Raw genomic sequence first — 13,961 nt, 5'->3', positions numbered from 1 at the left:
TGACATCTGGTGACAATGGGACGGACATGCCGCAGGCGGTGACGATCACCGGCACGCGCTCGACGGCGCACCGCGCTGTCGCCGAATATCGGACGTTGTTCGAGGAATATGTCGGCCCGTTCGCGCTGCCCAACGTTCGCTTCCATCTTGGTGGGGCGTCCGGCATAGACTCACTTGCCCTGCTTTGGCTGGCTGATGAGACCGAAGCGGAACTCGTAGTCGCCGTCCCGGCCAAGCTCGCCGATCAGCCGGCCGACGCCCGTGATGCGATCGCGGCTGTCCGGCGATCGGGCCGTCTTGCCGGGCTGGTCGAACTCGGTGGGCCGCGCCAGAGGGCGGGCTACTTCGCCCGCAACCGCTGGATGGTCGACCGCAGTAGTTTCGTCATCGGGTTCCCGCGACGAGGCACGAATACCAGCGGTACTTGGTACACACTCGACTATGCGGCAAATTATGACAAACCGCGATTGGTGATGCCGGTGTAAGGTCCGCGTGGTGTACTGGTGGAATGGACGGGCAGCGCAAAACCGGGGCGCGTTCTCTGCGCAGGCTGCGAACCGCGAGGGGCTGGTCCTGGACCGAACTGGCCACGCAATTGCGTCTGCACGCCCGGACGCTGCATATCCAGCGCATCGGCGCCGCGCAGTTGAGCAGCATCCGGCGTACCATCGGCCGCTGGGAGTCGGCTGCCAGCGTCCCGGACGAGCAGTACCAACTGCTCCTCGCGTACGTCTACGCCCGTACGTCCACCGGATCGGTGGCCCTCGGACCCGGCTCGGACTTCCGGCAATTGCTGGAGACGCTTGCTTTGCTGGGGGCGCTTCCCGAGCGGCTCGACGAGATCGCGGGCACGGTCAGTGCCGCCGTCACCGACTCGGGCACGCACTTGCTCGCCTTTCTCGGCGCGCCGGTGCGTAACGAACTGGCCGGCGCGCTTGCCCGGCCGGAGTCCCTGAGCCTCTCCTTGCTTGACGCGCTGGCCGAGTTGAGCCGGTCGGTTGACCAGCGGATCGGCACAGTACCCTTCGTGCGGCTGTATCTAGTCCAGGCGGCCGCTGTTGAGGCATGTCGGCATCTGCTGGTCGGTGAGCATCCTGCGCAGTTCAGATCCCGGCTGTGGTCGGTCGCCGCATGTTCCTTCGCATTGGCCGCTCGTCTGGCGTTCGAGACGCATGACGATGTGGCCGCGCTGAACCTGTATGCCCAGGCGGTTGAGGCCGCGGGCGAGGCGGATCCGTCGGAGCGGGCGCTGATCCGCTCCAGCCAGACGATGGTCGTCTACTACTCCACCGGTGATCTCGGACGCGCGCGGCGTATCGCCGACGCCGCCGTCCAGGACGCGCGCCGCGGTGAAAGCCGTCTCATGCGGGCGCGGGCGCACGCGCTACAGGCCGAGATGGCCGTGCGGGGCGAGCCTGTGCGACGGCGCGATGCGGAGGCGGCCTTGCATCTGGCCTGGCACGACCTTGACGGCGACACGAGCGACGACCCCATGGCGGGTTCGTTCAGTAAGGGACGGCTGCGCGGTTTCGAGGGCGTCTGCGGGATCTTCCTGGGTGAGGCGGAGGGCGCCGAACGCCGGCTGGCCGAGTCAGCCGAGGCTCTCAAGCAGTCACGTGAGAGCGTCCAACGTGCGATCGTCCTGACTGACCGCGCGCTTGCGCGGCTGCGCGCGTCCGGCGCAGGGGCTCCCCAGTCTGCCGCCGAACTGTTGCACGAGTGCGTCGACCTCATAGCGGCAACCCGAGGCCGAGTGGCGGCTCAACGGTTGCGGCGTGCGCGTCTGGAGTTGCGCACGTGGCGGCGAGAGTCCTTTGTGGCGGATCTCGATGACCACATTCATACAGCGCTGGTCGGTATTTAGACGAGTGACCTTGCTCAGGGAGTCACTCGATGGGAGACCGATGGATGAGGGCAACCGGCACTCGGTGAGCGTCGCGGGTGTCATCTTGGACGATGCCGGCCGCGCCCTGCTTATCCAGCGCCGCGATAATGGCCATTGGGAAGCTCCCGGTGGCGTCCTGGAACTTGACGAGGACATCCGGACGGGAATTAAACGGGAAGTGCTCGAAGAGACGGGGCTTCAGGTCCATGTGGATGACCTGACGGGAATTTATAAAAATATGAAGCGTGGGATCATTGCGCTGGTGTTTCGGTGCAGGCTCGCTGGTGGGAATGCTCAAGAAACCAGTGAGGCTCAAGATCTCCGCTGGATGACAGCCGGGGAGGTAAGAGCCTTGGCTACTGAAGCGTTCGCCGTTCGTGTCCTGGATGCGATGGCACCACCATCAACGCCGCCTGCGGTGCGCCATCACGACGGTACGCACCTGATCGATTAATTGATCACCTGATCTGTGAACTCGGTTGTTGGACGGGTCGATGGCACCGCGCTACCGCGTATTCCAAGCCGCTGGGGCCGTCCGTCGGCTCGTTCAGTCGGGGGCCTGGGCGGGGTGCGATGGTCAGGGCTGCGTCGCCACGTAGTAGGCGTTCACCGGGTCGCCTTCGACCGACCGGACCTGGGCGTCGGTGAAGCCGGCGTCCTGGAGCATCCGCCGGGCGGTCTGCTCGCCCCAGACCGTCCCGAGGCCGGCGCCGCCGGTGCTCAGCGAGGTGGTCATGCAGTAGAACACCGAGAAGCCGAAGAGCGCGGGCCCGAAGGGGTGCCCGACGTTCTCCTCCAGCCTGCTGGACGCCGCGATGTCGCCCATCAGGAACGTGCCGCCGTCGCGGAGGGACGCGGCGATCGCGTTCAGGACCTCCTGCGGCCGGGCCAGGTCGTGGATGACGTCGAAGGCGGTGACCAGGTCGTAGCGCCCGTCGATCTTCGACGCGTCACCGGTCGTGAAGCGGACGTTGTCCAGGGAGAGCCGGTCGGCCTCGGCGCGGGCGGCCGCGATGCCGTCCTCCGACTGGTCGAGGCCGAGGAAGCGGCTGCGCGGGAAGGCCTGGGCCAGAACGATGGGTGCGTGCCCCTGTCCGGTCCCCACGTCCAGGACGTCGATGCCGTCGCGCAGCCGCTCGGTGAGGCCCGGCGCCAGCGGGACGATCGTGTCGACGAGGGCCGCGTCGTAGACACGGGCCGTCTCCTCCGCCTGCAGGGCCTGGAAACGGGGATACGCGGAGTACGGAACCCCACCGCCGTTGCGGAAGCATTCGACGATCTGCTGCTCGACCTCGCCCATCAGCGCGATGTACTGCATCATCCCGGCGAGGTTGTCGACCCCGGCGGAGTTGGTGAGCGAGGCGGCGTGCTCGGGCGGCAGCGTGTAGGTGTCCGCGCCGGGCTCGTACTCCAGGACGCCTCCGACGACCATGCCGCCCAGCCATTCGCGCACATACCGCTCGTCGAGGTGCGCCGCCTCGGCGATCTCCCGGCTCGTGGACGGCGGCAGCGTGCTCATGGTGTCGAACAGCCCGGTCTGATGGCCGACGCTCACGAGAAGGGCCAGCGCGCCCTTGTTGAGCACGTCGACCACGAACCCGGTGAACTCCTCCTGCCGCGCGGTATCCGTTGACACGACCCCTCCTGGGCTTGGAACGGCATCGCCACTCCCCGTCTCCTACCCCGGGCCGGGACGGCTGAGAGGAAGCCGTACCCCAACTACCAGTTGGTTCCGGTCACGCCCTTCCGCTTCCCGGCGACCCGCGGGACCTGTGCGGAGGCCTGCCTCGGCGGGCTTCCGACGGCGATCGAGATCAGGAGCACGAGCCCGGCGGCCGCCGTTATCTGGAGCTCGCCCGTCGTGGACATGTCCTCCTTCGGGCCTCCGATCGGGGCGAAGCGTTCCTGCGGGTCGAGCACGACCGGGATGGTGTCGCCGACCGAGCGGCCTTTGCAGCTCGTGGCCAGTTCGCGGGGGAGCGGCGTGCCGTCGCTCTGGCGCAGTGTGCAGTGGTGTTGCGGCTTGCCCTTGGTGTTGCCGGTCGTCCAGGTCTTGGCCACCACCACATCGGCATCGGTGCCGACCGCGGCCATGGTGGCGTCCCGGACGGCGATGACGCCGACCGCGTTGAGGACCAGCAGGGCCAGGTAACCGAGTGACAGAGGCACGGCCTTGAAGCGCAGCGGGCGCCGCGTTCCGTACATGATGCCCAGGGCCACGGCCGTGCAGAGGTAGCCGATGATGGCGGTCAGCGCGGCGGACGCCACGCCCCATCGCAGGTAGGCGAACGAGGTCACGCTCAGGCACAGGAGAGCGATGCCGAGTGTTCGGGCTCCGCGCCACAGGGCGGAAACGGTGGCGGGCAAGGCGTCCTCCAGGGTGCGTTGTGCTGGTTCGCACCGTAGCGACCGGAAATCATCCGGAGACGTCGGCATCGGTCGCTAGGGTGTGATCGCTCGGAAAGTGATCGGGGAGGCGGACGGTGGCGGAGCAGGCGTTTCAGGTCGATCTGCGTGGTGTGGTGGATCTGCTCAGCCGCCATCTCTACGCGAGTCCGCGCGTCTACCTGCGGGAACTGCTGCAGAACGCGGTGGACGCGATCACCGCGCGGGGGAGCGGCGGCCGCGTCGAGATCGAGACCGGGGGCGGGGTGCTCCGGGTCCGTGACGACGGCGTCGGGCTGACCGAGGACGAGGTCCACACGCTGCTCGCGACGATCGGGCGGTCGTCCAAGCGGGACGAGCTCGGGTTCGCGCGGCACGACTTCCTGGGGCAGTTCGGCATCGGGCTGCTGTCGGCCTTCCTCGTCGCCGACGAGATCGAGGTCGTGACGCGGTCCGCGAAGGGCGGGGACGCGGTCCGGTGGACGGGGCGCTCCGAGGGCAGCTACCGGGTCGAGGCCGGGAAGCGGGACGAGCCGGGCACGACCGTCACCCTGCGGGCCCGGCCGGGGGCGGGGGAGCTGCTCAGCCCGGAGGTCGTGGCGGAGCTGGCGCGCACCTACGGGTCGCTGCTGCCCGTCGACCTGGTCGTCGACGGCGTCGAGGTCACCGGGGAGCCGCCGTGGGGGGCCGCCTACCGTGACCCCTCCAGGCGGCGGCGGGCGCTGGAGGCGTACTGCGAGGAGCTGTACGGGTTCACGCCGTTCGACGTCGTCGACCTCGACGTGCCCGAGGCGGGGCTGACAGGGGTCGCGTTCATCCTGCCCGCGCCCGTGTCGCCGACCGCGCGGGCGTCGCACAGGGTCTACCTGAAGCGCATGCTGCTCGCCGAGAACGTCGAGGGGCTGCTGCCCGAGTGGGCGTTCTTCGCGCGGTGCGTCGTGGACGCGGGGGAGCTGCGGCCCACCGCCAGCCGCGAGGCCCTGTACGAGGACGAGCTGCTGGAGTCGACGCGGCTCGGGCTCGGGGACGTCCTGCGCCAGTGGCTGGTGAAGCTGTCCGAGACCGACCCGGCGCGGCTGCGCGCGTTCCTGCGGCTGCACCAGCTCGGCGTGAAGGCGATGGCGCTGCACGACGACGACATGCTGCGGATCGTCGACCGCTGGCTGGACTACGAGACCTCCGCCGGGCCGATGACGCTGCACGAGTTCCGGCGCCGGCATCCGGACGGCCGGTTCACCGCGAGCGTGGACGAGTTCCGGCGGCTGTCGGCGGTCGCGGGCGCGCAGGGCGTCGGGCTCGTCAACGGCGGCTACGTGCACGACACGGAGATCATCGAGCGGCTCCCGGACCTCGATCCCGACATCCGGCTCTCCCGGCTGGACGCGGCCGAGCTGACGACCACCTTCGGCGTGCTCGATCCGGGCGCCGAGCTGGCGCTGCGGCCGTTCCTCGCGGCGGCGCAGCGGGCCGTCGAGCGGCTCGGGTGCGAGGTGGTGGTCCGCGACTTCGACCCGGCGTCCCTGCCCGCGCTCTACCTGACCAGCAGGGACGCGCAGTTCCGGGAGGAGCTGACGCGGGCGCGGGAGGAGGCCGGTGAGCTGTGGGCGGACGTCCTCGGCGCCGTCAACGCCTCCGCCGGCATCGAGCGCCCGCAACTGGTGCTGAACTACCGCAACCCGCTCGTGCGGCGGGTCACCGCGCTGGGCGACGGGGGGCCGGTCGAACCGGCCGTCCAGGCCCTGTACGGGCAGGCTCTGCTCCTCGGCCACCATCCGCTGCGGCCCGCCGACACGGCGGTGCTGAACCGTTCCTTCATCGGCCTGCTGGAGTGGGCCGTCCACTCCCCGGAGGCCCCCGAATGACAGATGACGTCTACTCGCTGATGGCGCGGTCGCAGGAGCTGCCCTACGGCGAGGCCCGCACCGTGCTCGTCGAGGACGCGCTGCGCCGCGCGGAGGCGGCCGGTGACGACGTGCTGGCCTTCCACGTGAGGGTCCGGCTGACCGACGCCTACCGGTACGGGGGCGAGCCCGCGAAGGCGTTCGCGACCTTCAGCCGGACGCTGGCCGACCACGACCGCGACCCGGGCCGGTTCGACGACACCCACGGGCTGCTCTGGCAGATGAAGGCCATCGTCAGCTCGCTCACCCTCTTCCCTGAGATCCCGCTGGACCGCACCTACGCCGTGCTGGACGACATGGAGCGCCGCTACAAGGCGGGCGGGCACAGCCTCCAGGCGGTGTACCACTACCGCAACGTCGTCGCCCGGCACGTCGGCGACGGGTCGGCCGACGAGTGGTACGTGAAGTGGCGCGCCGCCGAGCGCGACGAGCTGTCGGACTGCGAGGGCTGCGACCCCACCGGCATGGCCCGGCACCTGGTCGAGGCGGGCCGGCACGAGGAGGCGTTCGAGGTCGCCGCGCCGGTGCTGAACGCGCAGCTGAACTGCAACGAGCAGCCGCAGTCGATCCAGACCGCGCTGATGCCGGTCCACCTGCGGATGGGCCGCCCAGAGCAGGCCGCCGACGCGCACCGCCGCGCCTACCGGGTGCACCGGGCGCGGCTCGCCGACCTCAGCGACATCGCCGAGCACCTGGAGTTCTGCGCGGTCACCGGCAACGAGGCGCGCGGCCTGGAGATCCTGCAGCGGCACCTCGGCTGGCTGGACCGGGCGCCGAGCGCGCACGCCGACATGGAGTTCTCCGCCGCCGCGGCCCTGCTGCTCGGCCGGCTCGCCGCCGCCGGGCACGGCGGCGCCACGGTGCGCCGCCCCGCGGCCGACGCGCGCCCCGCCGCCGACGTCGCGCTGGACGAGCTGCGCGCCGAGCTGGCGGGCCGCGCGACGGACCTGGCGGCACGGTTCGACGCCCGCAACGGCACGTCCTGCCAGGGCGACAAGGTGCGCGGCACGCTGACCGCCGAGCCGGTCGCCGAGTTCGTCCCGCTGGCCGCCCACCACCGGCGGCCCGCCCCGGCGCCGGCGCCCGCCCGGCCTGACGCCGCGGCCGACGCTCCCGCCGCCACTGACCTCGCCGAAGCCAATGACCTTGCCGACGTGACCGATCTCGACGAGCTGCTCGACATCGCCGACCGGCACCGCAGGAAGAGCGACGTCCCCCGGATGCGGGCGGCGTGGCGGCGGTTCGACGAGGTCGCCGCCGGCGCCGAGCCGACGCCGCTGCAGGAGGCCCGCCGGCTGGACGGGCGGGGCGTCGAGCACGCCGTCGACGGCGAGGGCGAGCGGGCGGCCGAGTGCTGGGCGGAGGCGGCCCGGCGGTTCGGCGAGCTGGGCGACGAGACCCGCCGGTACCGCACGCTCGGCCGGCTCGGCATGGTCCGCCTCGAACTCGGCGACGAGGGCGGGATGGAGCAGGTCGCCGCCTCCGCGGAGCACTTCACCGCGCATCCGGGCGAGGACGGCGACGCCGCGTCCGCCGTGCTGCGCCTCGCGACCGCGCACATCAACGCCGACCGTCCGGCCGAGGCCCTCGCCGCGCTCGACCGGGTCGCGCCGGACGGCGACCACGAGGGCGAGCTGTGGTTCCTGCGCGGGCAGGGGCTGCTGATGACCGACCGGGGCGAGGAGGCGGTGGCGGCGCTGCGCCGCTCGCTGGAGGCGGCGCGGCGGTCCAGCGACCCCGAGCACATCGCCTCGCCCGCGCTGCTGCTCGGCCGCATCCTGTCCCGGAGCGCGGAGGGCCCCGACCGCGAGGCGTTCTCCCTGCTCGACGAGGTGATCGAGACGCTGCGCGAGCCGTCGGCGATGCGCGCCGCCGCGTACACCGAGCGCGGCCTCGCCTACCTCAACGCCGACCGTCCCGCCGACGCCGTCCCCGACCTGGTGGAGGCCATCGCGGGCTGGACGGCCGAGGGGCTGGACCCGCAGGCCGTCCTCCTGCGGGTCGACCTCGCCGCCGCCTACCTGTCCACGGACCGCGCCCTGGAGGCCGCCGAGGCCGCCGAGGAGGCGCTGCCGAACCTCGACGCCGACAACGGGCGCCGCTGCCGGCTGATCCTCGCGCACGCGCAGAAGCAGCTCGGCGAGGAGGACGCCGCCGGCCTGTTCGCGGGCCTCGCCGAGGACGCCGCGCGGGAGGGGCAGCACGACGCCGTCGCGCACTTCCTGAACGAGGCCGGCGACGTCCTGACCAACCTCGACGTCGACGCGCAGGCAGCCGAGCGGTACGCGCAGGCCGCCGAGGCGTATGAGAAGGCCGGCGACCCCTACGGGGTGGTCCGCGCCCGCCGCCGCGCCGCGATGTGCCTGCTGTGGAGCGGCGAGGCGGAGCAGGCGGCGACCGCGATGGAGACGGCCCGCGCCGCGCTGGCGGACCTGCCGCCCGACAACGAGCCCGCCCGCGTCTGGGAGACCGCGCTGACCTCCTTCGAGCAGGCCCGCCTCCTGGCCCGGCTGGGACGCCTGGACGAGGCGGCCGGGCACGCGTCCGCCGCCGCGGACGGCTTCACCGCCGTCGACCAGCACGACGCCGCCCGGGACGCCGTCCGCCTGCTGGAGGACATCAAGGCCGCGCGCGGCTGACGCGCGCGGCCCGGACCTTCGGCGGCCGGCTCAGCCGAGCCGGCGCGCCCCGTCGGAGGGAACGGCCTCCAGGAAGCGCGGCGGCGTCCAGCCGCGCTTCTCGTAGGCCGCCGTGACGGCCTCGCCGACCCGCTCCGCGCGGGCGGCGGGCGCCAGCACGATGACGGAGCCGCCGAAGCCGCCGCCGATCATCCGCCCGCCGCGGGCGCCCGCCCGCAGCGCGGCGTCCACGGTGGCGTCGGCCTCCGGCCACGACACCTCGAACTGATCGCGCAGCGACAGGTGGGAGGCGTTCAGCATCGCGCCGAACTCGGGGAGGGCCCCGGCCCGCAGCAGGCCGACGGTGGCCTCCACGCGGTGGTTCTCGGTGACGACGTGCTGGACGCGGCGCCGCAGCACCGGGTCCTTCAGCGACCCCAGCGCGGCGGCCAGGTCCTTGACGTCGCGGAGCGCGTCCACGCCGAGCAGCGACGCGGCCTCCTCGCATTCGGCGCGGCGGCGGCCGTACTCGCCGCCGCCCAGGGCGTGGGAGGCCCGCGTGTCGACCACCAGGAGCGTCAGCCCGGCGGCCGCCGGGTCGAATGGGACCTGCGACGACAGCCCGCTGCGGCAGTCGAGCATCAGCGCGTGCCCGGCCGTGCAGAGCAGCGACGCCGACTGGTCCATCAGCCCGCACGGGATGCCGGCCTGCTCGTTCTCGGCGCGCTGCGCGAGCCGCGCCAGCGCGGGGCGGTCGATCTCGACGCCGTGCAGGTCGCACAGCGCGAGCGCCGTCGCGCACTCCAGCGCCGCCGACGACGACAGCCCGGCGCCCTGCGGGAGGTCGGAGTCGATCAGCAGGGACGCGCCGCCCGTCCCGTGCTCGCGCAGCACCCGCGCCACGCCGACCGGGTACGCGGCCCAGGCGCGGTCGGCGGGCCAGCCCTCGGAGACGACCGGCGGGCCGTCCACGGGGGCGGTCACGGCGGTGGGCGCCTGCCGCGACCGGACGTCGATCACGCCGTCGTCGCGCCGCGCCGCCGCCACCGTCACGCCGCGCGACAGCGCGAACGGCAGCACGAGGCCGTCGTTGTAGTCGGTGTGCTCGCCGATGAGGTTGACCCTGCCGGGGGCGTGCCACACGCCGTCCGGCGCCCGGCCGAACGCCGCGCCGAACGCCTCGCCGATCTCCGCGCCCATCTCCGTGCCCATCTCCGCGCCGACCTCCGCGCCGAACGCCTCGGCCGAGCCTCCGGTCATCGGGACCGCAGGAAGGTCCACGCGTCGTCGACCATCGTCCGCAGGTCCCGCTCGGGCTTCCAGCCGAGCTGGGCCTGGATCTTGTCGGACGACGCGATCAGCACCGCCGGGTCGCCGGGGCGGCGCGGCGCCGTCTCGGCCGGGATCTCGCGGCCGGTGACCTCCCGGCACACGTCCAGGACCTCCCGGACGGAGTTGCCGGTGCCGCTGCCCAGGTTGAAGATCTGGTGGGCACCGGGCTCGCAGGCGTCCAGCGCCAGCAGGTGCGCGCGGCCGAGGTCGATCACGTGGATGTAGTCGCGGACGCAGGTGCCGTCCGCCGTCGGGTAGTCGTCGCCGAAGATCTTCACGGCGTCCCCGTCGCCCTGCGCGATCTTCAGCACGTTGGGGATCAGGTGGGTCTCGACGGTGTGCCGCTCGCCGTGCCGCCCGTAGGCGCCCGCCACGTTGAAGTACCGCAGCGACACCGCGCCGATGCCGTGCAGCCGCGCGTACTCGGTGAGCGTCGTGTCGATCGCCAGCTTGGACGCGCCGTAGGGGTTCGTCGGGCGGGTCGGGTCGGTCTCCAGGATCGGCGTCGACTCCGGCTCCCCGTAGGTCGCCGCCGTGGAGGAGAACACGATCCGGGGCACGCCCGCGACGCGCATCGCGTCCAGCAGCGCCAGCGACTCGCCGAGGTTCTTGTCCCAGTACAGGCCGGGCTTCTGCACCGACTCGCCGACCAGCGACTTCGCGGCGAAGTGCAGCACCGCCTCGAAGCCCGCGCCCGCGAGGACGTCGGCGGCGGTGTCGCGCAGCGTGCCCCGCACCAGCCGGGCGCCGTCCGGCACCGCGTCCTCGTGCCCGGTGGACAGGTCGTCCAGGACGACGACCTCGTGCCCCGCCTCCAGGAGCAGAGCGGAGACGACGCTGCCGATGTAGCCGGCGCCTCCGGTGACGAGCAGCTTCACTGACGAACCTCCAGGAAAGTCACGGACGGCGGGGTCGGACCAGGCTATCCGCAACGCCGAACGGGGAAGGCTGAACCCATGGACCGGACGCCGCCCGGGACGCCCCCGCGCCCGCCCGCGGGGCCCGCACGCCCCCTGGTGTGGCTGCTGTCGCGCTCCGCCGATCTCGTGGTGCGGCTGTCGGGCGGCGACCCGGGCGTGTTGCGCGAGGAGATCACCGCGGAGCGGATGCGGGCCCTGGTGGCGGGGAACACCCAGCTCACCGCCGACGAGCGCACCCTCATCGGGGAGGTGTTCGCGGCGGGCGAGCGGCCGCTCCGCGAGGTCCTCGTCCCGCGCACCGAGGTGGTCTTCCTGGACGCGGAGATCACCCTCACCGCCGCCGCCCGCCTCGCCGCGCGCAGCCCGCACTCCCGCTTCCCCGTCTGCCGCGACTCCCACGACGAGGTGATCGGCTTCGTGCACATCCGCGACCTGCTCGTCCCGGACGCGCCGGACACCGCGGACGGCCCCGGCCCGGCCGGGAGCGGGGACGTCCCGGTGGGCGATCTCGTCCGCCCGGTGAAGTTCCTGCCGCCGTCGAAGCGGGTGCTGCCCGCGCTGTCGGAGATGCGCCGGGAGGGCTGCCACCTGGCGATCGTCACCGACGAGTACGGCGGGGTCGCCGGAATCGTCACGATGGAGGACCTCCTGGAGGAACTCATCGGGGACATCCGCGACGAATATGATGTGCAGGACGCGCAGGCACGGCGCCTGCACGGCGGGGTGGTCGAGGTGGACGGCCTGCTCAACCTGGACGACTTCGCCGCCGAGACCGGGATCCGGCTGCCGGACGGGCCGTACGAGACGGTCGCCGGGCACATCATGGCGGTGCTGCGCCGGGTGCCCGCCGAGGGCGACTCGGTGGAGGCCGGGGGCCGCCGCCTCGCGGTGGCCCGGATGGACGGCCGGCGGGTGGCGCGCGTGCGCGTCATGCCGCGCGCGGCGCCGCAGGCCGTGCCCGCGCCGCCCGGCACGCCGTCCGCGACCCCGCGGGCGGTGGCCGGCGACGCCGCCGGCGGCCCCTCCCGCGGGCCGGCGACCGGCGGCGGCGCCTCCGATGACACCTGAGAGAATCGGTCCGTGCAGATGCCCGAAGCGCCCAATCCCGAAGCGTCCGACGCCGGAACCGCCGCGGCCCAGCCGCGCGTGCTGTCCGGCATCCAGCCCACCGCCGACTCGTTCCACCTCGGCAACTACCTGGGCGCGCTGCGGCAATGGGTCGCCATGCAGGACACGCACGAGGCGTTCTACTGCGTGGTCGACCTGCACGCGATCACCGTCGAGCACGACCCGGCGCTGCTGCGCCGCCGCACGAAGGTCGCCGCCGCGCAGCTGCTCGCGATGGGCATCGACCCCGACCGCTCCGCCGTGTTCGTGCAGAGCCACGTCCCCGAGCACGCCGAGCTGGCCTGGGTGCTGAGCTGCCTCACCGGGTTCGGCGAGGCGAGCCGCATGACCCAGTTCAAGGACAAGTCGGCCAAGCAGGGCACCAGCGGGACGAGCGTCGGGCTGTTCACCTACCCGATCCTCCAGGCCGCCGACATCCTGCTCTACACGCCCGAACCGGACGCGGGCCGGGCCCTGCGCGTCCCCGTCGGCGAGGACCAGCGCCAGCACCTGGAACTCACCCGGACCCTCGCGCAGCGTTTCAACCACCGCTTCGGGGAGACGTTCGTCCTGCCGGACGCCCACATTCCCGAGGGCGCCGCGAAGATCACCGACCTGCAGGAGCCGGGCGCGAAGATGAGCAAGTCGGCGTCCTCCCCGCAGGGCATCATCGACGTGCTGGAGGAGCCGGGGCCCATGCGCAAGAAGATCATGCGCGCGGTGACCGACACCGGGTCCGAGGTCGTCTACGACGAGGAGAAGAAGGCCGGCGTCACCAACCTGCTGCGGATCTACTCCGCGCTGGAGGGCACGTCCGTCCCCGACCTGGAGGCCCGGTACGCGGGCTCGGGGTACGGGCAGTTCAAGAAGGACCTCGCGCAGGTCGTCCTCGACACGTTCACGCCGATCCGGGAGCGCACCCTGAAGCTGCTGGACGACGAGGAGCACCTCGACCGGCTGCTCGCCCGGGGCGCCGAGCGCGCCTCCGCGGTCGCCGTGCGGACGATGGAGACCGTGCGCGAACGGGTGGGATTCGTGGGACGTGGTCGCTGACCGCGCCGGGCTCGGCGGCGCCGCGCAGGGCCCCGGGGAGGGTCCCTCCGCGGCGGAGACCACGATGACCGGCGGCCTGGCGGTCCCGGCGCCGGGCCGCCGCGCGATCGGCGTCGCGATCCCGATCCCCGACCCGCACGGCTCCTACCTGCAGTCCCGGCGGGCCTCGTTCGGCGACCCGCTGGCGCACGCGATCCCGACGCACATCACGCTGCTGCCGCCGACCGAGGTGGAGGACGCCGCGATGGACGGCATCCGGCGGCATCTGCTGAACGTCGCCCGCACCGAGCGCCCCTTCCCCATCCGGTTGCGGGGCAGCGGAACGTTCCGACCGGTGTCCCCGGTCGTGTTCGTGGCACTGGCCGAAGGAATCGGCGGCTGCGAGCGCGTCCAGGCGAAGGTTCTGTCGGGTCCGCTCGCGCGCCCGCTGCCGTTCCCGTACCACCCGCACGTGACGATCGCCCACCACCTGCCCGACGACGTCATGGACCGCGCCTTCAAGGAGCTCGCGGGCTACGCCGCCGACTTCGAGGTCTGGGGGTTCTCGCTGTACGAGCACGGGCTGGACGGCGTGTGGCGCCGCCACTGCGACTTCGTCTTCGGCGACGGGATGGTCCCCGCCCCCGGCCGCCGCGGCTGAACGCGCCGTTTCACGGCAGGTCGGGGGGCGCGTCGGCGTGGACGTACGTGGACGTCCCTGAACTCTGCGTTTATCGGCCGATTACCGTACGCGGTATCGGGCGGCCCGGAGTGGGTACGG

General features: G+C 72.6%; 12 protein-coding genes. 8 read left to right on the top strand and 4 right to left on the bottom strand.

The features are described from left to right. The first annotated feature begins 26 nt into the window (after nt 1–26). The 3 genes from CHF16_RS03055 to CHF16_RS03045 are packed head-to-tail and all read left to right on the top strand — an operon-like array spanning nt 27 to nt 2,339. A complete protein-coding gene (locus CHF16_RS03055; protein WP_089324353.1) occupies nt 27–485 on the top strand; it encodes a hypothetical protein in 459 nt (152 codons plus the stop codon). A gap of 23 nt (nt 486–508) precedes the next feature. Next, entirely contained in the window at nt 509–1,864 is a 1,356-nt protein-coding gene (locus CHF16_RS03050; protein WP_218826510.1) for an NsdA family TPR-like regulatory protein, read from the top strand. 40 nt (nt 1,865–1,904) lie between these two features. Further along, complete coding sequence (locus CHF16_RS03045; protein WP_089324352.1) at nt 1,905–2,339, top strand: NUDIX hydrolase; 435 nt, start codon at nt 1,905–1,907, stop codon at nt 2,337–2,339. Between the two features lie 123 nt (nt 2,340–2,462). Here CHF16_RS03045 and CHF16_RS03040 read toward each other — a convergent pair whose 3' ends face one another. Both CHF16_RS03040 and CHF16_RS03035 read right to left on the bottom strand, forming a co-directional pair. After that, a complete protein-coding gene (locus CHF16_RS03040; protein ID WP_089324351.1) occupies nt 2,463–3,521 on the bottom strand; it encodes a class I SAM-dependent methyltransferase in 1,059 nt (352 codons plus the stop codon). Between the two features lie 83 nt (nt 3,522–3,604). Further along, nucleotides 3,605–4,252, bottom strand: coding sequence for a hypothetical protein (locus tag CHF16_RS03035; protein ID WP_143227855.1), 648 nt, complete (start codon nt 4,250–4,252; stop codon nt 3,605–3,607). A 116-nt stretch (nt 4,253–4,368) separates the two neighbouring features. On the opposite strand from CHF16_RS03035, the gene CHF16_RS03030 reads away from it, so the two are divergent. Both CHF16_RS03030 and CHF16_RS41175 read left to right on the top strand, forming a co-directional pair. Continuing rightward, a complete protein-coding gene (locus CHF16_RS03030) occupies nt 4,369–6,132 on the top strand; it encodes an HSP90 family protein (RefSeq protein WP_089324349.1) in 1,764 nt (587 codons plus the stop codon). Continuing rightward, complete coding sequence (locus CHF16_RS41175) at nt 6,129–8,810, top strand: hypothetical protein (protein WP_245868184.1); 2,682 nt, start codon at nt 6,129–6,131, stop codon at nt 8,808–8,810. Before CHF16_RS03030 ends, CHF16_RS41175 begins: the two co-directional genes overlap by 4 nt. A gap of 30 nt (nt 8,811–8,840) precedes the next feature. On the opposite strand, the gene galK is transcribed toward CHF16_RS41175, so the two are convergent. Together galK and galE are read right to left on the bottom strand one after the other, a co-directional pair. Next, a complete protein-coding gene (gene galK, locus CHF16_RS03020) occupies nt 8,841–9,989 on the bottom strand; it encodes a galactokinase (RefSeq protein WP_089324608.1) in 1,149 nt (382 codons plus the stop codon). A gap of 56 nt (nt 9,990–10,045) precedes the next feature. Further along, nucleotides 10,046–10,999: a UDP-glucose 4-epimerase GalE gene (galE, locus tag CHF16_RS03015; RefSeq protein ID WP_089324348.1), complete on the bottom strand. Its 954-nt coding sequence runs from the start codon at nt 10,997–10,999 to the stop codon at nt 10,046–10,048. Between the two features lie 78 nt (nt 11,000–11,077). On the opposite strand from galE, the gene CHF16_RS03010 reads away from it, so the two are divergent. Genes CHF16_RS03010 through CHF16_RS03000 form a run of 3 tightly spaced genes read left to right on the top strand, consistent with a single transcriptional unit; the run spans nt 11,078 to nt 13,841 of the window. Next, nucleotides 11,078–12,109 carry a hemolysin family protein gene (locus CHF16_RS03010; protein ID WP_089324347.1) on the top strand — a complete coding sequence of 344 codons (1,032 nt, stop codon included), beginning with the start codon at nt 11,078–11,080 and terminating at the stop codon, nt 12,107–12,109. An 18-nt stretch (nt 12,110–12,127) separates the two neighbouring features. Then, nucleotides 12,128–13,201: a tryptophan--tRNA ligase gene (trpS, locus tag CHF16_RS03005; protein ID WP_089324607.1), complete on the top strand. Its 1,074-nt coding sequence runs from the start codon at nt 12,128–12,130 to the stop codon at nt 13,199–13,201. After that, nucleotides 13,191–13,841 carry a 2'-5' RNA ligase family protein gene (locus CHF16_RS03000; RefSeq protein WP_245868183.1) on the top strand — a complete coding sequence of 217 codons (651 nt, stop codon included), beginning with the start codon at nt 13,191–13,193 and terminating at the stop codon, nt 13,839–13,841. The genes trpS and CHF16_RS03000 overlap by 11 nt, the downstream gene beginning before the upstream one ends. Nucleotides 13,842–13,961 lie beyond the last annotated feature (120 nt).

This window comes from Actinomadura meyerae, from assembly GCF_900188445.1.
Classification (GTDB): Bacteria; Actinomycetota; Actinomycetes; order Streptosporangiales; family Streptosporangiaceae; genus Spirillospora; species Spirillospora meyerae.
The sequence above is the reverse complement of the archived record's forward strand: the minus strand, read 5'-3'. Positions and strand labels throughout refer to the sequence as shown.